Below are 23,856 nucleotides of genomic sequence, written 5' to 3' on the forward strand. Positions count from 1 at the left end.
CAGCGACGAGGCGGCCAGCAAACTGCTGTATCTGGCCTTGCGCAACATCGAAAAGGACTGGAAGATGCCGCCTATCACCTGGCGGCAAGCAGTGAATCAGTTCGCCATTCTGTTCGGCGAGCGCTTCACCAGCGCCATCAGCTGAGATTTCTAACCGGCCTCAGCACACAAGATTCCTGACAGGTCCCTGTCTGTTGCTGCGGCCGCTTTCGCGTCTTGGGGCATCACTCCCTCTCGGCCAGGAGCCGTCACTCACCGTCTGTTCCTGGCCCCGCACCCGGAACGCCCGGTGCGCCAGTACCCGCCTCGCTTTGTGGCCGGCGCGCGCCGCAAAGCGCCAGCGGCTCTTCACTCGTGCGGCGAGAAAAGAGTCAGCCCCGTACGTCCGGTCGGCTATCATGCCTATCCTCTCCGAAGTAGCTCCCCCTTATGATTTCCGTCCGTAATGTCACACTGCGCCGTGGCGTCAATGTCGTACTCGACCGCGCGTCCGTCACCTTCACCCCCGGCGAAAAGATCGGCCTTGTCGGCCGCAATGGCGCCGGCAAGTCGTCCTTGTTCGGCCTGCTCAACGGCACGCTGCACGAAGATGGCGGCGAATTCTCGATCCCCGCTGCATACAGGATGGGCCAGGTCGCGCAGGAGATGCCGGAGACCACGCAGAGCGCGACCGACTTCGTCGTCGAGGGTGACACCGTGTTGCTGGCCGCGCAGACCGAAGTAGCCGCCGCCGAAGCTAGCGACGACGGCATGCGCATGGCGCACGCCTACATGAGCCTGCACGACGCCGGTGCACACGATGCCCCTGCACGCGCTCAGGCGCTGATCCTCGGCCTTGGGTTCAGTGCCGAGCAGCTTAACCAGCCGGTCAACAGCTTCTCCGGCGGCTGGCGCATGCGTCTGCAGCTAGCGCGCGCGCTCATGTGCCCGTCGGACCTGCTGTTGCTCGACGAACCGACCAATCACCTCGACCTCGACGCGCTGGTCTGGCTGGAAACCTGGCTCAAGCGCTACGAAGGAACCATGGTCGTGATCAGCCACGACCGCGAATTCCTCGACGCGGTGACGCAGGTGACCGTGCACGTCGACAACGCCAAGCTCGTGCGTTATGGCGGCAACTACAGCAAGTTCGAAGAGATGCGCGCTGAGCAGCTCGTGTTGCAGCAGGCCGCGATGGCCAAGCAGGCGGACAAGATCGCCCACCTGCAGAAATTCATCGACCGTTTCAAGGCCAAGGCCTCGAAGGCGAAACAGGCGCAGAGCCGGGTCAAGGCACTCGAACGCATGGAGAAGATCGCACCGGTGCTTGCCGACGCAGAGTTCAGCTTCGAGTTCAAAGAGCCTCTCAACGTCCCGAATCCGCTGTTGTCGATGCTGGATGCGAGCTTCGGCTACCCCGCGCCGACTGGCGCACCGCCGGGTACGCCACCCACGGTCATCGTGCGGGGCATCAACCGTTCCGTGCTGGCGGGACAGCGCATTGGCATTCTGGGTGCCAACGGCCAGGGCAAGTCCACGCTGGTGAAGACGGTGGCGCACGCGCTGGCGCCGATTGCCGGCGAAATCAGCGAAGGCAAAGGCCTGAACATCGGCTACTTCGCCCAGCAGGAGCTCGACGTGCTGCGCCCGCTCGACACGCCGATGGAACACATGATCCGCTTGGCCAAGGACACGCCGGCGCACATGCGTGCCCCCGGCCAGAGCGGCACAGAACAATCGCTTCGAACCTTCCTCGGCACCTTCAACTTCAGTGGTGACATGGTCCATCAGGCAGTCGGTACGATGAGCGGAGGCGAGAAGGCGCGGCTCGTGTTGTGCATGATCGTGTGGCAGCGTCCTAACCTGCTGCTGCTCGACGAGCCTACTAACCACCTCGACCTGGCCACGCGCGAAGCGCTAGGCATGGCGCTCAACGAATTCGAAGGCACAGTGATGCTGGTCAGTCACGACCGCTCCCTACTACGCGCGGTTTGTGACGAGTTCTGGCTCGTCACCAAGGGTGGCGTCGAGCCCTTCGACGGCGATCTGGACGATTACCAGCAGTTCCTGCGTGACGAAGCCCGTCGCATGCGTGAGCAGGCTGCCGGGGAGCAGAAGGTCAACACTTGAATTAGCTGACCCCCTGGCAGTACCAGATGGAAGCCGGCATAGAGCTCGCAACGGGTCCAAGGGCCGCTTAGGGTCAAGGCTGTGTAAAAACAGTCGCAGCATATCGGCGAGTTACCGGCAGACGCGATCAATCGCCGAGCTATCGGCTAATTGCGATCGGCAGGAGCAATTTCGCCCTCTTCCAGTTATCGCGGCACGCTGCGCGCTTTCACGTCCTCATCGCCTCGATCAATGACTGCGTGCCTAGAATGCTCATTGCTCGCTTCAGGTTGTAGGCCAATACGTGAAGGCTCATCTCGGGTCGCACACGCGGAAGCGTTTTCATCAGGAAGTGTGCGGAGCCCATTCAGAACTTGCGCGTTCCAAACGGGTGCTCGACTGTCTGTCTTCGCAATCTCGCGGTGTCTGGATTCTGATCGAGTCGACGCTGCATGTCCTCAAGTATCTTCTCGTGTTCCCACCGCGTTACCCTTCGATATGGACTCGGAGTGCAGTGCGGCTTTAGTTTGCAACTTGGACACGCTGAAGGCTAATACTTGTGAATCTTCAGTCCAGCCTCGATCGTCGTGACGCGCCAATTGGCCCGCTCTCCTGCTGGACAGCGATACTTATCATCCGACTCAATGTAGACGAAGTCCAGCTTGTCAAAGCGACCGTCTGCCTTGCTGTTCGATGTCAGCGGCTTGGGCACCAAGGTCTTAATGCCCTCTTGCTCGCAGCGCAGAATTTCATCGCTCTTGTAGTAGCCGCGATCGGCAAGCGCCGTCAGTTTCTTTTGACCGATAGCATCTCGCACCATTGTCGCCATCGTGGCCAGTTGAGAACGATCGTGACCAACATTGACGACATCATGAGCAACGATCATGTGATTCTTGAGATCCACCGGTTTGCACGTTGTAGCCGACCATTCCCGTGCCACGCCCGCTGGTTGCCATTGAGCGCGCGTGCGGGTCCGTCAGTGAGATCTGGCCATCGGGAGCGGCGCGCATCCGTGTCTCGATCTCACCGAGCTTTTGCACTTGCGCTTTGAGCTTCTCGATCTTCTCTTTCAGGTGAGGAATTCGTTCATCCGGCAGGCTCGCTGGCTCTCGATCAGCCCGGTCCAGTTCATCCATGTAGCGCTTGATGCCATGCTCGAGTTGCTCCATGCGAGCCTGGAGTTTCGATGGATGATATGCCGGTCGACCAATCAAGGAGGGCGACGCTTGCGCGAAGCCAGGGCTCGCCAGGTCAAGCTCATCGACGAACACATCAGCCACCCGTACCGGGTTCTCTACATCTACGTAATCGTCGAGACACTCGGTAGCAACGCGACTTGATCTCGCGCCGCGCTTTCGATGAATCGCTTCATGGGCCACCATCTGAAAAGGTGTTGCCCAACTATAGGCGATCAACACGTTTTCACACAGCCTCGACCCCGAACGGACGTTCTTTTACGAATGTCAAATATCCCTTCATTCGCCGTTGCGGACCTTGTAGCCGAAAGGAATGTAGCAGTGATGCCACGTTTCGTCCGGAGCATTGATAACGCCTGCACATCAATGCTTCAAAAAAATGCACTTATCGTTTAACTCCATTTGCATGAATATCTGTACTCAAGATTCCAGCGAGATTGGAACTAAAGTAAAACGCATCGGAGACAAGGCGATGTACATCGCAAGGCGCACTCAGAACGGCTAACGATCGCCTCCGTGCCACGTAGTCTCGCGCCCCAACCGGCGCGAGCACGCGCCAATTCAACACGCATCAGACCGCGGTATCCGAGCGCCAACGGCGTATCGGCTGCGCGTCACGTCTATCGCTTTCGCCTGACGCCCAATCCGAACAACTGTTCCTTTTTTATCGCAATGCCCATCAGGAGACAAACTTCATGCAAATCACCGGTATGTTGCACGGCGCGCGCCTGTTGCAATTCGTCGGATTCCCGGCGAGCGAAATCCTCGGCCCGAGCGCCAGCGAAGAGGAGATAAAGACCTTGATCGATCGTCATCGCCAGATTTTCATCAAGCCCGTCTTCAAGGGCGGCGTCGGAAAGAAGGGCAAAGCGGGCCTGCTCGGCCGCGCCACCGATCTCAAGACGGCACTGATCGAGAAAGAGCGGTTGTATTTTGCCGAGCACACGGTTGCACACCTGAGGGCGAAAGCGAACGGCGTGACGTTCGAAGCCGGCGTTCCGGCCAAGCATGAAGTCTATTTCTCGATAACGGATTCCACCCGCTTTCGTGCACCGACAATGACGCTCTCGCACATGGGCGGCATGGATATCGAGGAGGTCGATCCAAAGCATGTGGCGATGGTGCCTTTCGATGCGTTGACGGGCCTCAAGGCGTTCGTCGTGGCGAACGCGCTGAGCGAGATCGGCGCGCCGAAGGAGATCATTTCGCCGCTCGTGCAGCAGTTGCCGAAACTCTGGGAGCTCTTTCACGACTTCGGCATGACGACGCTGGAGCTCAACCCGATCCGGATGCGCGAGGACAAGAACGGGCGGCTGACACCGGTCGCCTGCGACTTCAAGTGCGGCTTCGATCGCGACGATCCGCGCTGGACGCGTCTTGGACTGCCGCAACACCTGTTCGCGGCCGACTACTCCGACTTCGAGCAGGAGATCAATCAGTTGCGCACGCATCAGGGCCAAAGCGATGTGTACGTGATCAACGACAAGGGAACGATCCTCGCGCCGACGTTCGGCGGCGGCGCCAACTCGCTCGTGACCGAAATGCTCGGCGACGCCGCGATCATCTCGTCGGATTTCGGGGGCAATCCACCCTACGCGAAGATGAAAGAAGTGGCCCGTATCTGCTTCAAACACTGGCTCAAGCAGTCGAACGTGCTTTTCATTATCGGCGGCAAGTCGAACAACACCGACATCTTCGAGACGCTGCGAGCGATGGCTGATGCCCTTCGCGAACACTTCAGCGAGCATGGACCGACGCCGCTCTACGTGGTGCTGGGCCGCGGCGGGCCGAACCTCGTGCGCGGCATGGCGGCGTTGAAAGACACCTGCGACTCGCTCGGCCTGCCCTACAGACTGTTCGGATTCGACTCCGACATCAGCGAAGTCATCCAGTACGCACGAAAGGCGGACGCGTGGATGCGAGAGGGTGGCCGGGCCGAGATCGCAGCACGGATCGGCGCGACCGCGATGAAAGCCGAAACGGCTCAGGCTTGAGGAGCACGACATGCATAAACAACACAGCAACCCGTTCAAGTACTTCGTCGGCGTGAACTCGCTGGCGCAGATCGCCACGCGCGACGATCGCGTGTGCGTGCTCAACATCCTGGGCGGTGAGTCATCGGATGTAACGCCCGTCAGTCACGCCTTCTCGGGCGGTAACATCGTCTTCGGTACGGCACCGGGGAAAGGTGGCCAAACGCTCGCGACATCGGCCGGCGATATCCCGGTGTATAACAACGTCCGCGAAGGGCTGGAGGCAGGGCACCGCTTCAACTGCGGCGTGGTGTATCTGCCGCCATCGGCTGCCCGTGACGGCGTCGCCGAGCTTATTCGCGTCAATCCCGACCTCAAGAAGATTTTCATCATCACCGAGAAGATCGCCGTGCACGACGCTCGCGAAATTCGCGCAATGGGGCAGCAAGCCGGCATCGACATCTTCGGCGCGAATGGGTTGGGCGTCGCGGACTCCTGGAATCGCGTGAGGATCGGCGGAGCGCTCGGGGGCGACAATCCGGACGATTCGCTGCGCAAGGGTTCGATCGCTATCTTCTCCAACTCCGGCGGCTTCAGCACGACAATCGCGCAGTACCTGCGCATGAGCGGCTGGGGCACGTCGACCGTTATTTCGAGCGGCAAGGACGTCTACATCCACTACGCCGCGCCGGAATTTGCATTCGCGCTCGCCAACGATGCGCGCAGCAAGGCCGCTGTACTCTATTGTGAACCGGGCGGCTATTACGAAGCCGATGCGACCTTTACGAAACCGGTGGTTGCCTGCGTCGTGGGCCGGTGGAAAAGCCGGCTGACGCGCGCGGTCGGGCATGCGGGCGCGATGGCTGGTGGTTCCGACGACGCGCAAGCGAAGGAACGCTGGTTCATGGAGAAGTTCGGCGTTGACCGGCTCTTCAGCCCCGACGATCCATGCTGCTCGGCCAAAGGCGCGGTGGTCACGAACATCGCGCATATCCCGGCGGCGCTGACCGCCGTCATGCGCGCAAACGCGACGATGCCGGACTTCGAGCCCGAAGGCAGCCTCGCGCTGAAGCCGTGGTTCGGCTCCGATCAGGGTATCGAGCTTCCGTCAGGGCTTGCGATTCCCGTGGTCGGCGCGGTCGCTCCGTATGACGAGCAAGTCTTACGGGTCAATAGCCAGATCGGGGCGATTGCGCCGCGTCAGGCGCTCAAGGACGCATCGGGCGCGTCGCAAATGGATGCGAAAACGCAAGTCAGCAGCCTGCACGGAACCTCGATGCTGGACGCCGCGACCCGCTCACTCGAAGCGAACGTGAACCTTGCCCTTCTGCACGAACCCGGCGGCGAGAACGACGAGAAGCTGATCAACGTAGCGATCGCGGCATCGGTCAATCTGCATGGAACGCCGGAACTCGTCGCGGCCCAGGCGGCGCGCGAGGCAGGCAACGCCCCCAACGCGGTTCTGGCGGCTGCGGCATCGATTGTCGGGCCGAATCGTCAGCGCGCCGCGCGCGATGCCGCCAAATGGCTGATCGATCGCTTCGCGGCTGCGGGCCTCACGAACGCGCTCGATGAAAGCTTCGACATCGGCCAGATCGACACCGCCGGCTGCGAGCCGCTTTTCGCCGATGCTCGTGATCCGCGCGCCGAAGCGATGCTCGCGGGACTTGCGAAGCGTGGCGCCAAGTCCGTGCCGATCCGCTGGCTGGCGTCCCAGCCGGCGCACCCGACGGCGGACGCCGTGCTCGCCGCGATCACGACCACATTGGCGTGGGGTCCGCTCATGCGCAAGCGTGTGTCGCGCGTGACCGCCGAAAGTTTGCCCTGGTGGACCATGCTGTTCGGACGTTTGATCGGCGCTTCGGCGGATGCATCTCGTCACGCCCCGGAAGGATTCTGCGGCTTCACCACCGAATCGCTCCTGAACGAACGCAGCCTCACCGAGATTTGCTTTGCGGCACTGCTCGATCTCGAACCCGGCCCCGACGATCTGTTCGCCTTCAAAACGCTCGCCGGACTGCTGCTCACCAACGGACCGGGAGCCATCTCGGCCCAAGGCGCGAAAGGCGCCGTCTCGGCTGACGGTCCTGAAAGCCCCGAGCGCGTTCAGCTCAACAAGGCGCTCGTCGGCTTCCTTTCGCATACCGGCTTTACGCATGGCGGCAACGGGTACGAGGGAATCGCCTTCCTGATCGAAGCGTTCCGCGATACTTCGCTCGACGATCCGTCGGACGCTGAACACGGCGTCGATCTGCACTCGTTGGCCGCGCGGTCGGTTGAGCGTTACGCGCAATATAAGGCGCGGCAAAAAAGCGCGGGCAGCCTGGACATCGCGAAGCTGCCAGGGGTCAATCATCCGGTGTTCAAGGACAGGCCCGTCAACCACGATCCGCGCGAGGTGTTCATCGCAAACCTGTGCGAGCAACGCGGGGAATACAACGCGTTCCATGCGTTCTACCGCGAGCTCGTGCAGGCGCTGTTCGATGCCGGCGTGTCGCGCAACGTGTACTGCGTGAACGTCGATGCGGTGATCGCGGCGTTGCTGCTCAAGATGCTGTGGCAACCGTTGCGACGCGGCGATCTGGCTGAGTCCGATCTGGAAACCGCCGCGTTCACGATCTTCCTTTATCCCCGCATGCTCGGCTGTGCGGCGGAAATCGACGATCACCTGAATCGCGGACGCAACATGGACACGCGCACGCCGGCTTCCCAGTGCCGCTTCGTGGCTTGAACGCTTCACGGGCATTGATAATTAGCGCACATCAATCGTTCCAAAAATAGCACTTATCGTTTCGCACCGTTCGGGCGAGTATTCGACAAACAATAAATCGCCTGAACACCGCAAGTTCAAAATTTCTGGAGACACCTCGATGCATCCCTCCTCAACCACCCTGGCCCCCGGGCAATCGAAGGCATCCGCTGTACTACGCGTGACGGCGGGTAACTTCCTGGAGCAGTTCGACTTCTTTCTGTTTGGCTTCTATGCCACCCAGATTGCTGCGGTTTTCTTCCCGGCGGCGAGCGAGTTTGCTTCGCTGATGATGACGTTCGCGGTGTTCGGCGCCGGCTTCCTGATGCGGCCGCTGGGCGCGATCATCCTCGGCGCGTATATCGATGACGTCGGCCGACGCAAGGGCCTGATCGTCACCTTGTCGATAATGGCGAGCGGCACCATCCTGATCGCGTTCGTCCCCGGTTACGCGTCGATCGGATTCTTTGCGCCGGCGCTGGTCCTGATCGGCCGTCTGCTGCAGGGCTTCTCGGCGGGTGCGGAACTGGGCGGCGTATCGGTCTATCTCGCCGAGATGGCGACGCCCGGACGCAAGGGGTTCTTCACGAGCTGGCAATCCGCCAGCCAGCAAGTGGCGATCGTGGTCGCGGCGGCGCTCGGTTTCGCCCTCAATCAATGGCTCGACACGGCGACGATCGCCGCGTGGGGATGGCGCGTGCCGTTCTTCGTCGGCTGCATGATCGTGCCGTTCATTTTCATCCTGCGGCGCAATCTCCAGGAAACGGAAGAATTTAAGCAGCGCCAGCATCGCCCGAGCATGAAAGAAGTCTTTACGACGCTCGTGCAGAACTGGACTGTCGTGATCGCCGGCGTCCTGCTTGTCGCGATGACCACCACGAGCTTCTACCTGATCACGGTGTATGCGCCAACCTTCGGCAAGACGGTCCTGCATCTGAGCACCGCCGACAGCCTGCTCGTCACGCTGTGCGTGGGTATCTCCAACTTCATCTGGCTGCCGATCGGCGGCGCGTTGTCGGACCGGATCGGACGCCGCCCGCTCCTCCTCGGGATGACGATTCTGGCGATCGCGACCGCCTATCCCGCACTGTCGCTGCTTGCCCACGCGCCGAGCTTCGTCAATATGCTGCTCGTGCTGTTGTGGCTCTCGTTCATGTACGGCATGTACAACGGCGCGATGGTCGTCGCGCTCACCGAAGTGATGCCGGTCGAAGTGCGAGTCGCCGGATTCTCGCTCGCCTACAGCCTCGCGACGGCGGTCTTCGGTGGATTCACGCCCGTCATCTCGACCGCGCTGATCCACATGACGGGCGACAAGGCCGCGCCCGGCTATTGGATGAGCTTCGCCGCGGTGTGCGGGCTCGGTGCGACGCTGGCGCTGTATCGGCGCCGTCCTGTGCCGCTGCACGCGGCGTCCTGACATATCGCATCCGTTCAATCATGAAATCCATCCTTCTGAAATGCTGCACCGCCGCGCTGCTCGGCAGCGCCGTCGCCGCGGCAAACGTACAGGCCGCCGATCTGCATGTGATGAGCTCCGGCGGTTTCACTTCGGCGTACAAGTTGCTCGGCCCTAAATTCGCGGCATCGACCGGCAACACGCTCGATACCGCGCTCGGCCCGTCGATGGGCAAGTCGCCCGAAGCCATTCCGAACCGTCTTCAACGCGGCGAGCCTGCCGATGTCGTGATCATGGTCGGCTACGCGCTCGACGACCTGATCAAGCAGGGCAAGGTCATTCCCGATTCGCGCGTCGAACTCGCGGATTCGCGCATCGGCATGGTCGTGCGCGACGGGGCGCCCAAGCCCGACATCGGGTCCGAGGCGGCGCTCAGGGACACCTTGCTGCATGCACGGTCGATCGCCTACTCGGATAGTGCGAGCGGCGTCTATATCGAGCGCGAGTTGTTCAAGCGGCTCGGCATCGAAGAACAGGTGAAGAGCAAGGCGAAAATGGTCCCCAGGATCCCGGTGGCGTCCGTGGTTGCGACCGGCGACTATGAAGTGGGCTTTCAGCAGGTGAGCGAGTTGCTGCCGGTGAAGGGGGCGGCGTACGTCGGCAAGATTCCGGAGTCGATGCAGTCGGTCACGCGCTTTGCAGCGGGCATACCCGTCGGCGCGCAGCATCCGAAGGAGGCGAAAGCGCTGCTCGACTATCTCGCGTCGCCTGCCGTGCAGCCGGAGGTGACATCGACGGGCCTCGATTCCGTCGCCACGCAGTGAGACGACCGCAGCGATTCAGCCGGGCAGGTCCGCGGGCTGGTCGAAGGGTTCTTCCGGCTCGTGCGCAAGGCTCAACGCTTCTTTCAGGCGCGCCCGGTCACAGGCGCGCTCCCACATCGATACGAAGATTACCGCGCAGGTGTTGCTGATCACGCTCGTGAGGGCGCGCGCCTCGGACATGAAGCGATCGATGCCGACCAGCAGTGCGACGCCCGCCAGCGGCAGATCGGGGATGACAGCGAGCGTGGCGACGAGCGCAACCAGCCCGCTGCCCGATACGCCCGCCGCACCCTTCGACGTCAGCAGCATGACCGCCAGCATCGTCGCGATCTGGCCGCCGGAGAGGTGTACGTCGCACGCTTGAGCGATGAACATCGAAGCGAGCGTCAGGTAGATCGCCGTGCCGTCGAGGTTGAACGAATAGCCGGCGGGCAGCACGAGACCGACGATGCCTTTGTCGCAGCCAAGCGCTTCCAGCTTGACGATGAGGCGCGGCAACACCGGTTCTGTCGACGAAGTCGCGAGCACGATGATGAGTTCCTCGCGAATGTAACGCAGCAGCCGCCACAACGAGAAGCCGTGCAGGCGCGCGAGCGGACCGAGCACGCAGACGACGAACAGCAGGCACGCCGCATAGAACGAAACCATCAGCATGCCAAGCGAGCCAATCGAGCGGATGCCGAAGCGGCCTACCGTGAACGCCATCGCGCCGAATGCGCCGGCGGGCGCGAGCCGCATGATCAGCGCGAGGATGCGGAACAACACGTGCGCGATGCCATCGATGAATGCCTGTACCCGCTGCCCGGCGTTTCCACTGGCGTTCAATGCGAAGCCGAACAGCAGGGCGAGCAGCAGGACCGGCAGCACCTCACCTTTCTCGAAGGCGCCGACGAGCGTCTCCGGAATCACATGCAGCGCGAATTCGACGAGCCCGTGCGGCTGCGTGCGCGGCGAATACTGCGCGAGAACGGCCGTGTCGAGAAGATGCGTGTCGATGTGCAGTCCCGCGCCGGGGTGCAGCGCGAATGCGGTCGCGAGGCCCAGGACGAGCGCAACGATGGTGAGAAAGTAGAACAACGCCAACGCTTTCAGGATGGTCCGGCCGATCTTCGAGCCGCTCGAAAGCGACGTGATACCGGTGACGATCGTGCAGAAAACGATCGGTGCGATCATCATGCGCACCAGCGCGACGAACGCATCGCTGAGCGGTTTGAACGACGCACCGGCCTGTGGCCAGAAGTGGCCGATGGTCATCCCGAGCCCCATGCCGAGCAGGACCTGAACGTACAGCACATTGAAAGGCCTCGGCACGGTCATTTCGGGGTCTTCTTCACCGCACGCGTCATGCCGCCGCGTTTCATGTCGAGAATCGTCTGATAAAACTGCTGCGCGGCTGGCGCGAGCGGGCGTCCCCGGCGCCTGACGATGCCCACCCGCCTCGTTACGACCGGATCAACAAGTGGCACGCTCGTCAGGATCGGATGGTCATGCATCGGCATCGCCATCGAAGGCACAGCCGCTACACCCAGTCCCGCTTCGATCAGGCCAAGCATCGTGGTGACATGGCGAGTCTCGCAGACGCTCGGTACGGCCGGCGCCACGCTGGTCAACGCCTGATCCAGCAACAGGCGGTTGCCGGACGTCTTGTCGACGGAAACGTATTCGTGTTCATAAAGCTCGCTCCAGGACACGCGTGTCTTCCGTGCCAGCGGATGATCGCGACGGCACGCGGCGACGAACCGTTCCTGCAGCAGGACCTTGAACTCGACCTCGGTTTCCTGGCTGCCCATAAAGCTGACGCCGAAATCGGCTGCACCGCTGATGACCGAGCCGAGCACTTCGTTGGCGCTCGAATCGAGCAGCTTGACCCGGATCCGGGGATAGCGGGTGTGATAGGCGGCCACGACACTCGGCAGAAAATAGTAGGCAACCGACGGCACGCACGCGATGGTCACATGACCGAGGCGGCTGCTGGATACGTCGCGGATGCCAAGCAATGCGACATCTAGATCGTCGAGCAGTTGTTCCGCGCTTGGAGCGAACACGCGGCCTATAGTGGTGAGCGTTACGCTGCGAGTGGTCCGCTCGAAGAGCCGCACGCCGAGCGCCGTCTCGAGCTTCTCGATGCGCCGGCTCAGCGCTGGCTGCGAAATATTGACCGCCTCCGCTGCTTTGCGGAAGCTACCCAACTCCACGACAGCTCGAAACGCCTGTAAATCGTTCAGGTCGAAGTTGACGCCCACGGGCCGTCCTCAGCATTTTATGTGCGGCTATTTTGCATCATGCGAGGGAAAGAGCCCCATGAGGGTGAGCACGCTCGGAACCCGCGGGGTCGCTCCGAGAGCGGAGCGAGTGGCCGATTCCGTCGTGTAAGCGGTCATTTATCGCTGAGAGCGGTGTGTTTTTTCATGGCCGAACCCGGAAATACGCAGTGAGTCGGAAGATCACTGGACGCGACCAGCGGCGAACTTCCAGACCCGATCCGTTGCGGACAATCGAGATGTGACGGGTTCAATGGCCGCTTCCCCCTGTTGACCGGCCACCAGAAGCATACTGGGCCTCGACCTATGATACTGACTGTCAATGCCGCCCGTGGTTTCCCCTACTTGACGATAGGAAGTCGCGATGAAGGCGACCTCGCGCTCCTTTTCTTAGGAGAAACGGGACTTACGCTACCGAGTTCACAGCGACCGTCGGCTGAGCTAACGGCATTGCTGAGCGGCGCGGTTATCCCCGGCAATCGCAGAACGTCCGAAAGCACGCCGACCATCAAATGTCTGATCCATTTGGATCGCCCCGCAAAATCGACCCGCGACGGCGATGAAGGTTGAGCGGCAGCGCCAAGTCACGCGTGCTCGAGCAGTGTCAAGCGATGGCCGAATGCCCTTGCTCGCCGACGTTATCCCATACGAGATTAAGCGGGGCAACGAGGAACCCATTCAACTCGCGTTAGCGACTCGACGGTCGCCTCGATCCGGCCGACGCTCCGGCGCCGCCAACGGCCGGGCCATCCACGGCATCACAGCCCGACCGATTTGCGCTCAGCGCGACAGAGGATGCGGCGAGTGCGCGCACGCATGCGCATCCAGCGCTGCAGCCGCTTCATCTTCCGGCTCCTCAGACAAATCGCGCTTGAATGTCTCGGCGAGGAAAAACGCGCACACCAGGCTCAGCAACGCTGTCGCCGCGATATAGATCGAAATGGGCAACGTCTGGCCATACGTAGCGAACAGGTAGGTGGCGATCAATGGCGTCGGTCCTGACGTGATGATGCCGGCGATCTGATACGGCAGCGACGCGCCCGTGTAGCGCACCCGCGTACCGAACAGTTCCGCAAACCACGTCGATTGCACGCCGTACACGGACGCCTGGCTCAACGCGATACCGCAGACGTACGCCACGAAAATCAAGTTCGGATTGCGCGTCTCAAGCAACGGAAAGAACGCGAATCCATATATCGCCACGAACACCGCGCCGAGCATGAAGACCGTCCGCCGTCCGATCACGTCCGACAGTTTGCCGAACAAGGGCAGCGTGATCAGCGCAAACGCGCAGCCCACAATGATGGCGTTCAGCAGTAGCCCGCGCGACAAGCCGAGCCGCGTCGTTCCGTATACCAGCACGAACACGTTGATCACGTTAAAGGTGATGTCGACCGCGAAGCGCGTGCCGATCGTCAGCACAAGGTCTTTCGGATGCCGGCGCAGCAGTTCGATCAACGGCGCCTTCACGACCTGCTTGCTCGCCTTGATCTGTTCGAATACCGGCGACTCCATGACACGCAAGCGGATGAACAGGCCAATCGCGATTAGCGCGACGCTCAGCAGGAACGGCAGGCGCCATCCCCATGAATAGAACGCGTCCGACGGCATACTCGACACGGCTTTGAACACCGCGGTCGAGAGCATCAGCCCGAGCGGCACGCCCAGTTGCGGGAACGCGCCGAAAAAGCCACGCTTTCTGGCCGGCGCCGTTTCGACCACCATCAGCACCGCGCCGCCCCATTCGCCGCCGACGCCGAGCCCTTGCAGGAAGCGCATCGCCACCAGCAGGATCGGCGCCCAGACGCCGATCGAGGCGTAAGTCGGCAGCAGGCCGATCACGAAGGTACTGACACCCATGATCGTCAGTGTCGCGACGAGCGTCGCCTTACGTCCGATGCGATCGCCAAAGTGCCCGAAAAACACGGCGCCGAAAGGCCGTGCGAGATAGCCGACCGCAAAACTGCCGAACGCCGCGATGGTGCCGACCACCGGATCGAACGAGGGGAAGAACAGCTTGGCGAAGACCAGCGCCGAAGCCGTGGCATAGAGAAAAAAGTCGTACCACTCGATGGCGGTTCCGACCACCGAAGCGACCAGCACACGGTTGACGGCCGAACGGCTGATAGCCGACGCGCCGCCGGATGAAACGGGCGATGTATTCATGTCTCCTCCCTTCTCTGGGAATCTGTGTTTTGAACTGCTGCGTGTCGGCGGCGCGGGTCCGCCGGCACGTTACGATAAATACCCTGTGCTCACCAGTGCAGTTCCATCGGGAATTGGTCGAGCGTTTCGACGCCGCCCGAGGTCAACCGCACGATACGTTCGGTGCGCAAGCCGCCGACGTTCGGCACCGTGATCGTCGCCTTCAGGGTAAAGACCATGTTTTCCTGCAGCACGGTCTTGTTGCCCGGCCCGATCCACGGCGCTTCTTCTTCCGGGTCCATGCCGGTGCCGTGACCGGTGCCATGGCCACGCGCTTCGCTTGAGTATTGCTCGTAGTTTGATTTCACCAGCGCCTGCTGGATCACCGCGTTCAGTTCCATTGCCGCCATGCCGGGACGCGCGGCGGCCAGGCCCGCTTCAACCGCGCGCGCCGCTGCCGCGACGATCGCCATCTTCTCGGGATTCGCCGGACCGTAGGTGAAACCGCGTCCGCCATCGGCCACGTACCCACGATAACGCGCACCGATGTCGGTCATGATCAGGTCGCCCGGTTGCAGGATGCGGTCGGTGGGGCGCGCCAGGTTGAACGCCGAGCGCGGACCGGATTGCACCATGGAATCGAACGCGGTCCGGTCTGCTCCTCCCGCGAGCATCGCGCGGTCAGCGATCAGAGCGAGTTCGCGCTCGGTGTAGGGACGGCGGTCGGCGAGCGCGTCGCGGATTGCTGCCATCGCCGAATCGGTCAAGGCGGCGGCTTTGCGCATCAGCGCCACTTCGGCGTCGCTCTTGACCGCCTTGATTTCGGCCAGCACCATCGTTGGTTCGAGCTTCAGTTCGCCGAGACCGGCGTTCAGGCGCTTCAACAGATCGGCGGGAATATAGGCGGCGCCGGCGAGGCCGACCGTGCCGCTACGGTGCCGCGCCGAAAATGCCTGCACGTGTTGCGTGACTTCACGCAGGCTGCGCACCTCGAAGGCCGTCACGCTCGTCGCGTAGTCGAAGCATTGATCCGACACGAACAGCACGGGGTCGCCGTCCACGGGCAACAGCAGGATCGCGTTGGCGATGTCCGATACGCCGTCGAGCGGACGGAACTCGGTGAAGTAGCCGATGTTCGCGCCACGCCAGCAATCGCCGAAGGCGAGCAGGCCGACCAGGCCCGCCTTGTCGAGTGCGCTGCGGACCTTCGCGACGCGGACGAGGAACTCGTCGGTGGTGATGCCTTCCGGCGGCATGTCTGCGGTACGGGTGTTCATTGCTTCTTCGTCTCCTGTGCGACTGCATGCGCGGATGTTGCATGCAGCCGGTCTCGATGCCCATGATGTGAATCGGCCCCGCCTTGGAATGCAGGACCTCTTCGGCATAGTAGAATCGTTCGATATGCATTTATAATGAAAAATAACACATGATCTATATCGAAACGGAATACATGGAGACGACGTCGTGACCGCAAGCATTGATCCGGGCAAGGGCGCGGCGGCCATCGCGACGGGCCGCTTCGACCCCACGCGTCTGAAGACACGCCAACTGGCCCTGATCGTTCAGCTCGACATCCATCGCTCAGTGTTGCGCGCGGCGGACGCCGCGCACATGACGCAGCCCGGCGCGACCAAGTTACTGCGGGAACTGGAAGACACGATGGGTGTGCCATTGTTCGAACGGCATCCGCGCGGTGTCGAGCCCACCTGGTACGGCGAGGTGCTGATTCGCCATGCACGCAGCGTGCTGGCGGAGTTGCAACACGCATACGACGAAGTATCCGCGCTCAAAGCCGGCCTGACCGGGCAGGCGATGATCGGCACCGAGGTCACGGCGGCCACCAACGTCGTGCCGCAAGCGGTGGCGCTGCTCAAGAAGCGCTTTCCGCAGATTCGCGTCAACATCGAGATGGAGTTCAGTGAGGTGCTAGTGCAGCGTCTGCAGGAAGGCAAGCTGGATATGATCGTCGCGCGAATTCGCAATCCGGACGATCTGGCGGAACTGCACTACGCCCCGCTCGCAGAAGCACAGCACGCGCTGTTCGCGCGCGTTGGCCACCCGCTCGTCAAGCGCAAGACTCTGAGCTGGGACGAACTGGCGCCGCAAACATGGATCTTGCCGCCGAAAGGCAACGTGATGCGCAATCAGTTCACGCAACTTTTTCTCGAACGTCAGCTCGCGTTGCCGACGGATGTGGTCGAGAGCTCGTCGCTGCCAGTCATCACCAGTCTGCTGCAGATGAGCGATATGATCGCGCCGCTTGCGCGCGAGCCGGTGCGGCCGTATTGCATTGCCGGTGCGCTCGAGCCGCTACCGTTCGAACTCGATCTGAAGCTCGGACCGGCGGCCATCGTCACTCGGCGCGGCCAAAGGCTCTCACCGGGCGCGCGAGCGATGCTGCAAGCGCTGCGCGAGGCGGCCGGATTCGACACTCAAGGCCCCGACGCTGACAGCGATTGACTTACAGGGAACTCAGCGCGCGCCGTCCGTCGCGACGCTTGCGCCGGATTGCAGTAACCATTCATGAGCCGGCTCGTTGTGTACGTGCCAGGTGCGGCGCGGACCAGCCATCACATTCAGGTAGTAGAGGTCGTAGCCGTGCGCGGCGGCAACCGGGTGATAGCCGCGCGGCACCAGCACGACATGCTTGTCATACGCCGCGAGCGTTTCGTCCAGACTGCGGTCGTCGGTATAGACGCGCTGAATCGCGAAGCCCTGCGGCGGCGAGACACGGTGGTAATAAGTTTCCTCGAGATAGGTCTGCTGCTCGCCATCGTCGGTATCGTGCCGATGCGGCGGGTAGCTCGACCAGTTGCCCGCGGGCGTCACCGATTCCACCACCAGCAAGCTCTCCGCCGGCTCGGTTTCCGGCAGGATGTGGCGCACGTGACGCAGATTGGCACCGGCGCCGCGGGTTTCCTGCTTGACCTCGTAGGGTGGAATGAAGCGCGGCGGCAGACCGCCCTTCGCGGGCGCGGAGCAGATGCCGAGTTCGACGTCGCCCGTGGCCACGATCGTGTAGGACGTATGCGGCGGCACGTACACGGACCACGGCGCGCCATCGAACGGCGTCATCCGTGCGCCGATCGCGCGGCTCGCGAGCCCTTCGCAACCGACCATCGCGTGCCCCTTGACGAGGACGATCAAGACTTCACGATTGCCCGTCTCCCGCGTGACCGTGGCGCCGGCCTTCAGGTCGAAAACATCGAAGCCGACGTATTTCCAGCGGGCGCTCGCCGGCGTGATATGGATGATCTGGCCGTCTTCGGCATGCTTCGACGGTTTGACAAGCAGGTCGCTCATGTCTTCCTCCAATTATTTAGGACTACTGCTCGGCAAAACGCGGCGGCCGGTGCGGCTGCGCGCATGTCCTGAGGCGGTACAGGCGTCCATGGCTTTGACGACGCCTTGTGCGCGAATCGCCGACAGATGGCGTGCAACGTGTGCGACGAAGCACGGCTGTGCGCGCAGATCGCATCCGAAAATCGACTCAATTTCGAACAGTGTTTGTACCGCATCAACGGCATCCGCGTGCAAGGTCGATCGGACCGCCTCGGTCAGTGTACCGGCAAGGGGATCAGCGATGGCGTAGGTGCGGCCCGTCTCGTCTTGACCGCTGAGGTACGCGATCCAGCCGGCCAACGCAAAGGCGAGGTGTTCGGTCGGCTTGCCACTTGTCAGGTTGGCACGCACGCTCTCCAGCCAGCGCTGTGGCAGTTTCTGAGAGCCATCGGTCGCGATCTGTTGCAAGCGGTGATCGAGCGCGGTGTTGCGAAAACGCGCGAACAGCTCAGCGCGATAGGCGGCCAAAGCGGGTCGCGACAGCGTCGGCTCCACCTCGTCGCGCAACATGCGTTCCACAAAGTTGAGCACCGCCGGTGCGCCGATCGCCTGATCGACGGTGTCATAGCCGATTAGCGACCCGAGGTACGCGAGCGCCGAGTGTGCGCCGTTCAACATCCGCAATTTGGCCTGCTCATAGGGACGCGCGTCACCCACGAGCGTCGCGCCCGCGCGCTCCCACGCCGGCCGCGGTCCCGCGAAGCGGTCCTCGATCACCCATTGCGAAAACGGCTCGGTCATAACCGGCCACGCATCGTCGGCACCGAGCTGCTTCGCGACGCGCATGCGATCGGCGTCGGTGGTGAGCGGCACGATCCGATCCACCATCGTGCTGGGAAATGCGCCCTCTAATTCGATCCAGTCGGCCAGCAGAGGATCCGCTTTGCGCGCGAACGCCAGCGTCAACGCGCGCATCGTGTCGCCATTGGACGGCAGGTTGTCGCACGACAGCACGGTAAACGGGCCGAGACCGGCCGCGCGGCGCAGCGCCAGCGCGCGCACGACGAAGCCGATCGCGCTTCGTGGCGCGGCGGCCTCGCGCAGATCATGGGCAATGTCGGGATGATCGAACTGCAATGCGCCGCTGGCCGGATTGCGGCAATAGCCTTTCTCGGTGATCGTCAGGCTGACGATATGACAGCGCGGATCGGACATCGCATCGAGCACGGCGGTGGGCGACTGCGGCGCGACCAGCGAAGTGATCAGCGCACCGATGACCTGGAACGAATCCGTGGCGCCGTCGCGCACATCCACGGCATACAGATGATCTTGCGGAGTGAGCGCCTTCGACGTATCTGCACGCCGCAACGACACGCCGACGATGCCCCAGCGGTGATCGCCAGCACGCAACGTGTGCTCGGTGTACACGGCCTGATGCGCGCGATGAAACGCCCCGAGGCCCAGATGGACAATGCCCGGTGCAAGGCTCGCGCGATCGTAGTCGGGAACGATGACTTCGCCAGCAGTGCGCGCCGCGAGCGCAGCCAGAGCGGCATTACTCAGCCGCATGATGGGCCGGATGTTTGGCGAGGCCTTCCCAGAGGCCATTCAGGTAGACCGCACCCAGCGCGCGGTCGAACAGCCCATAGCCGGCGCGGCCCGTTTCGCCCCAGATCATTCGCCCATGGTCCGGCCTTGCATAGCCTTCAAAGCCGGTTTCGAAATAGGCTCTTACAATCTCGGCCATGTCGAGCGAGCCGTCGGCCGAGCGATGCGAGGTCTCATGAAAATCGCCCGCCGCATTGGTTTGCACGTTACGCAGGTGTGCAAAATGAATCCGGCCACGCGCGCCGAACTCGCGCACCAGTGCCGGAATATCGTTCTGCAGGTCCGCGCCCAGTGACCCCGAACACAGCGTCAGGCCGTTGGCGGGATCGTCTACGATTGCCAGCACGCGCTGCAGGTCAGCGCGATTCTTCACGATGCGCGGCAGCCCAAAAATCGGCCGCGGCGGATCGTCGGGGTGGATCGCCATCTTGATGCCGGCTTGTTTAGCCACCGGAATGGTCGCGCGCAGGAAGTAGTCGAGATTGGCCCAGAGACCGGCTTCGTCAAGCGCTTCGTAGTCGCGCAGCAGGGCTCTCAACTGCTCGGGCCGATAACTCGCGTCCCAGCCGGGCAGATGGATACCTTGGCTGACATTGAGCTCGCGGATCGCTTGTGTGTCGAACGCGAGCGTCGTCGATCCATCAGGCAGGCGCATTTCCAGCGAGGTGCGGGTCCAGTCGAAAACCGGCATGAAGTTGTAGCAGACCACTTTCACGCCGCAGGCGCCAAGGTGACGCAGCGTCTGGCCGTAGTTGGCGATGAGCGTGTCGCGCGTCGGTTTGCCGAGCTTGATGTCCTCGTGCACCGGCACGCTTTCTATCACTTCCAGTGTCAGGCCGTGAGCCTCTATCCCCTCCTTCAGCGACAGGATCCTGTCGATCGGCCACACCTCGCCCACGGGCACGTCATAGATCGCCGAGACGACCCCGACCACGCCGGGGATCTGGCGGATATATGCGAGCGGCACGGGGTCCGTGTCGCCATACCATCGAAAGGTCATTTTCACGTTCGAGTCTCCTCCTCGCATGCTCGCCTCGCCTTCGACGTAGGCGGCGCATTCATGAATGGTCGGTGCGGCCCTTTCGCATCAATTAGCGCGGCAAGGCGGCGGAAGGACGCCATGCTGGGTTCGTGCAGGGGCGCAGCCATGAGTCCGCATGCTAGCGGCGGTCGACATGCTTTTAAAATGAAGAATAACGCCCCATCTATACGATTATGGAATACATTCGACCGCAATCGAGCCGTTGCCTCGCATCCCGCATCCGGCGATGCACGTTCTTCCTGTCACCGCTCGAGGCGCCGGCAGACGTTGCAAGATCATTGCAGACGTTCTCGCGGCAATAGAAAACAAGTCCGTGGTGTGCAACGCCCCAGCCGAAGTCCCGCACGCCTGTGATGCGGCAACGAAGGCCGGCGATCTTGATGCTTTGCTCCGCGTTCACCCAACGACGCCGCGACGCGGATGACAAACGGAGAGGTGGCACAGCAAAGCCCGGCGAAACTGCGCAGGGCGCTGGCAAAGTTGCTGGCCGTTCGACCGCGAATTCGCAACACGGTGCGTCGCGTGCTGTCGAGCGACGACATTGCCCTCGTTCTTCTGGACTGGACTCTAAGTGTGACACTGCCAGACGGTCAGCAACATCAGGATCACGGGACCGCCATGTCGTGCTGGCCTGTTGATGTCCACCCAGAATTGACCCGCACCCCCGCCTGAGCCAGTAGTTTTCATCGAATTTTGACCCACGTGATTGAATGTCCTGCTCAATCTTTGAGCAGGAGATACAGAGGTGACCACGAACTCGGAGAATTGCGCTGCGTTGGCGTCGCTTCGGATAACGAAGTGAATGGCGGTCTTCTGTTCCCTGTGAGCAATCGCATCGGTCACGCGTTGGGCATCCGGCAAAGCGGGATCAATCTAATACGGAATCCGTCCGTTGGGCCATCTGAAATTCTTTCCCGTGATGCCGACGGAGAAAAGCACGGGATTCCCCGCATCGTCGGATTGCATGTCGGCGACGTCGCCGAGCACGACGTCACGCTCGACATCGCCTTGCCGTCGACGTCCGCGTAATGCAGCCATTTGACGAGCCGCCAGACGCGGCTTCGGTAGGTTTTTTGGTAGCCATCGCAACATACCTTGCGCAAGAGGGCTCAATGAGACGGCGCGCGTCTTCGGCGGACGCACGCAAAGTGACGCAAGTCGCTTCGAATGACCCATGCTTGATAGGGCTCGACCTGCATCGCCAGGCCGAACCCGCCAAAAACCGCGGATCACGCGCTCAAAGCGATTTCAAGAAAGAGATCGATGGCGCGAAGAAATACTCCCCTCCGCGCATTTGCACGAAGCCTGAGAAGCTCTCATCGTGCTTGCCGTCGCTCAGATGTACGCCCCAATCGCTCATCGACTGGCAATTCGAGGTTTCTCCTCCTACTCTATCTTTCATCTCGATTCGAACGGCCGATTGACGATCGGTCGATCGCCAACGCATTGACGGTGCTCCGGACCGCCAAGGAGAGTCGCGATGTCCGTCTTCCTGCGTGTGTTGCCCGGACTGTGCATGATCGGACTCGTGTGCGCCGCCGCGCCCGCATCGGCCGTCGACGTATCGACCGTCGGCATCGACAACACGAGGCAAGGATGGAACCGGTCGGAGACGACGCTCACGCCCGCGAACGTGCCGCGTCTGCACAAGCTGCGCGAATTCGTTGTCGACGAAAAAATCGATGTGACGCCGCTCATCGTCGGCAAGCGCCTCTATGTGTTCACGATGACGAACACGGCCTTCATTTTCGACGTCGACACCGGCGCTCGACTAACGTCGCGTCAGCTCGCACCGCCGTTCGACCCGAGGCCCGATCCGGGACAGATGGACAGATGGCGGCTCTATCACAATTGGGGCATTACGGCGACGCCCGTCATCGACACCGCCACGAATACGCTGTACGTCACGACGTTCGGCAAGCCTTCGCCAACGAGTCCGAACACCGAACGCAACAACATGCTGTGGATTCTGGACGCGACGACGCTAGCCGACAAAAAGCCGCCTGTGCTCATCGCCGGCGACGCGGACAACGGTGGCGGCGGCATCGCAAACGGCTTCAGTCTGCCCTATCAGAAGATGCGCGCGGGACTGGCTCTGCTTTCCGGCGCCGATGGCAACAAGGCGGTCGTGATCTCGTTTTCGATCAACGGCGAGAATCCGCGCGGACCGGGGCACGGCTTCGTCGTTGCTTTCGATGTTCGCGGCCTGAACCGCGATGCTGGTTTTTCGCCGACGCCCGCGGTATGGAACGTCACGCCCGGAGGCGGCGCGGGCGGCGTGTGGATGTCGGGCAGCGGGCCGGCCATCGACGGCAACGACATCTACCTCACGACAGGAAACGGCATGGACCCCGGCACGATGCCGGGCAACTTCGGCGAGAGCTTTGTGAAGCTACGCTATACGCCGGGTGTTGCCGGCGCGGACAATGGCAAGCCGAAGCTCGAGCTGGCTGACTACTGGGGTGCGTTCAGCGACTTCGGCCGGGCCGATGAAGATCAGGATCTGGGCGCCGCTGGCGTGTTCATCGTGCCAGCGGGCGGCAATTTGGTCGGAGGCGGCAAGGACGGCATTCTGTACAACCTCAACATGCGCAATCTGGGCAAGACCCGATGGGATCCGCATTTCAATCTGCCTTTCGTGGCGAGCTATCTGCCGAACCCGCCGAACGGCGCCGCTGGCTTGCCCACGACGACGGTTCCCGATCCCAACTGGCCGATCGTCGATCGGGACCGCAATACGACTGCCCGAACGCCGACGGGAAAGAGCTACCATATTCACGGCACGCCGGTGTACATGGAGCGTGGCGACAGCGCGAGCGTCTATGTGTGGGGCGAGAACGAACGCCTGAAGGCATTTGACATCGACTTGGCGACACGGCGCATCACGACCTTTCGAGGACAGGGAACCCAGTTCGCTTCCGGTGCGATGCAGGCGCCCGGCGGCATGCCGGGAGGACGGCTCGTCGTGTCGTCAAATGGCACGGCGTCCGGAACCGGCATCATTTGGGGCACGTATCCCGTGTTCGGTAACGCGAATTCCATGGTGGTTCACGGCGCACTCGTGGCGTACGACGCGACGCAGACGATCAACGGCAATCTCAAGCAGCTCTTTCACAGCGACGCCGATCCCGCTAACAACCTCGGCAATTTCGCCAAGTATTCGACGCCAGTGGTCGCCAACGGACGCGTGTACGTGGGCACGTTCAGCAACAAAGTGGTTCAGTACGGACTTTGAGCAACCGTGGCGATTGCGCGCTCGAACGACGATCGCCGATGCCCGGAAGGTGAA

15 protein-coding genes and 2 pseudogenes are annotated in these 23,856 nt (G+C 62.1%); 9 read left to right on the forward strand and 8 right to left on the reverse strand.

Annotated elements, in window-relative coordinates:
* Window positions 1–145 (forward strand): annotated as a pseudogene (locus tag AWB66_RS32850) (IS256 family transposase); the annotation flags it as partial.
* A 284-nt stretch (window positions 146–429) separates the two neighbouring features.
* The gene (locus AWB66_RS08005) at window positions 430–2,109 is read left to right on the forward strand and encodes an ABC-F family ATP-binding cassette domain-containing protein (protein ID WP_087629759.1); all 1,680 of its coding nucleotides are present in this window, start codon (window positions 430–432) and stop codon (window positions 2,107–2,109) included.
* A gap of 208 nt (window positions 2,110–2,317) precedes the next feature.
* Here AWB66_RS08005 and AWB66_RS08010 read toward each other — a convergent pair.
* A pseudogene (locus AWB66_RS08010) lies at window positions 2,318–3,460 on the reverse strand (transposase).
* A gap of 519 nt (window positions 3,461–3,979) precedes the next feature.
* Between AWB66_RS08010 and AWB66_RS08015 the strand changes: the two are divergent.
* From AWB66_RS08015 to AWB66_RS08030, 4 genes are all read left to right on the forward strand, one after another.
* Window positions 3,980–5,278: an ATP citrate lyase citrate-binding domain-containing protein gene (locus tag AWB66_RS08015; RefSeq protein ID WP_087629760.1), complete on the forward strand. Its 1,299-nt coding sequence runs from the start codon at window positions 3,980–3,982 to the stop codon at window positions 5,276–5,278.
* 10 nt (window positions 5,279–5,288) lie between these two features.
* Window positions 5,289–7,988 carry a CoA-binding protein gene (locus AWB66_RS08020; RefSeq protein ID WP_087629761.1) on the forward strand — a complete coding sequence of 900 codons (2,700 nt, stop codon included), beginning with the start codon at window positions 5,289–5,291 and terminating at the stop codon, window positions 7,986–7,988.
* Between the two features lie 139 nt (window positions 7,989–8,127).
* The gene (gene tcuC, locus AWB66_RS08025; protein ID WP_087629762.1) at window positions 8,128–9,426 is read left to right on the forward strand and encodes an MFS transporter; all 1,299 of its coding nucleotides are present in this window, start codon (window positions 8,128–8,130) and stop codon (window positions 9,424–9,426) included.
* Window positions 9,427–9,446: 20 nt separating this feature from the next.
* On the forward strand, window positions 9,447–10,229 hold the full coding sequence (locus AWB66_RS08030; RefSeq protein WP_087629763.1) for a substrate-binding domain-containing protein: 783 nt from the start codon (window positions 9,447–9,449) through the stop codon (window positions 10,227–10,229).
* 15 nt (window positions 10,230–10,244) lie between these two features.
* Here AWB66_RS08030 and dctA read toward each other — a convergent pair whose 3' ends face one another.
* The 4 genes from dctA to AWB66_RS08050 form a co-directional block, all read right to left on the reverse strand.
* A complete protein-coding gene (gene dctA, locus AWB66_RS08035) occupies window positions 10,245–11,546 on the reverse strand; it encodes a C4-dicarboxylate transporter DctA (protein WP_087629764.1) in 1,302 nt (433 codons plus the stop codon).
* Window positions 11,543–12,472, reverse strand: coding sequence for a LysR family transcriptional regulator (locus tag AWB66_RS08040; RefSeq protein WP_087629765.1), 930 nt, complete (start codon window positions 12,470–12,472; stop codon window positions 11,543–11,545). The genes dctA and AWB66_RS08040 overlap by 4 nt, the downstream gene beginning before the upstream one ends.
* A gap of 798 nt (window positions 12,473–13,270) precedes the next feature.
* On the reverse strand, window positions 13,271–14,656 hold the full coding sequence (locus AWB66_RS08045; RefSeq protein ID WP_087629766.1) for an MFS transporter: 1,386 nt from the start codon (window positions 14,654–14,656) through the stop codon (window positions 13,271–13,273).
* Between the two features lie 89 nt (window positions 14,657–14,745).
* Window positions 14,746–15,912 carry a M24 family metallopeptidase gene (locus AWB66_RS08050; RefSeq protein ID WP_087629767.1) on the reverse strand — a complete coding sequence of 389 codons (1,167 nt, stop codon included), beginning with the start codon at window positions 15,910–15,912 and terminating at the stop codon, window positions 14,746–14,748.
* Window positions 15,913–16,099: 187 nt separating this feature from the next.
* Here AWB66_RS08050 and AWB66_RS08055 point away from each other — a divergent pair, with 187 nt between their 5' ends.
* Window positions 16,100–17,095, forward strand: coding sequence for a LysR substrate-binding domain-containing protein (locus AWB66_RS08055; protein WP_087629768.1), 996 nt, complete (start codon window positions 16,100–16,102; stop codon window positions 17,093–17,095).
* 12 nt (window positions 17,096–17,107) lie between these two features.
* Here the strand turns inward: AWB66_RS08055 and iolB are convergent, their stop codons facing one another.
* Genes iolB through uxuA form a run of 3 tightly spaced genes read right to left on the reverse strand, consistent with a single transcriptional unit; the run spans window position 17,108 to window position 20,531 of the window.
* Window positions 17,108–17,938 (reverse strand): 5-deoxy-glucuronate isomerase, encoded by an 831-nt coding sequence (gene iolB / locus AWB66_RS08060; RefSeq protein ID WP_087629769.1) that lies wholly within the window; start codon window positions 17,936–17,938, stop codon window positions 17,108–17,110.
* A gap of 12 nt (window positions 17,939–17,950) precedes the next feature.
* Window positions 17,951–19,486, reverse strand: a complete 1,536-nt coding sequence (locus AWB66_RS08065) for a mannitol dehydrogenase family protein (protein WP_087629770.1) — start codon at window positions 19,484–19,486, stop codon at window positions 17,951–17,953.
* Window positions 19,473–20,531, reverse strand: a complete 1,059-nt coding sequence (gene uxuA, locus AWB66_RS08070) for a mannonate dehydratase (RefSeq protein WP_200818949.1) — start codon at window positions 20,529–20,531, stop codon at window positions 19,473–19,475. Before uxuA ends, AWB66_RS08065 begins: the two co-directional genes overlap by 14 nt.
* Before the next feature lie 834 nt (window positions 20,532–21,365).
* On the opposite strand from uxuA, the gene AWB66_RS32855 reads away from it, so the two are divergent.
* Both AWB66_RS32855 and AWB66_RS08075 read left to right on the forward strand, forming a co-directional pair.
* The gene (locus AWB66_RS32855) at window positions 21,366–21,596 is read left to right on the forward strand and encodes a hypothetical protein (protein WP_125469680.1); all 231 of its coding nucleotides are present in this window, start codon (window positions 21,366–21,368) and stop codon (window positions 21,594–21,596) included.
* A gap of 451 nt (window positions 21,597–22,047) precedes the next feature.
* On the forward strand, window positions 22,048–23,802 hold the full coding sequence (locus tag AWB66_RS08075) for a hypothetical protein (RefSeq protein WP_087629772.1): 1,755 nt from the start codon (window positions 22,048–22,050) through the stop codon (window positions 23,800–23,802).
* Window positions 23,803–23,856: the final 54 nt, after the last annotated feature.

The organism is Caballeronia telluris (assembly GCF_001544495.1).
In the GTDB taxonomy this organism is placed as follows: Bacteria; Pseudomonadota; Gammaproteobacteria; order Burkholderiales; family Burkholderiaceae; genus Caballeronia; species Caballeronia telluris.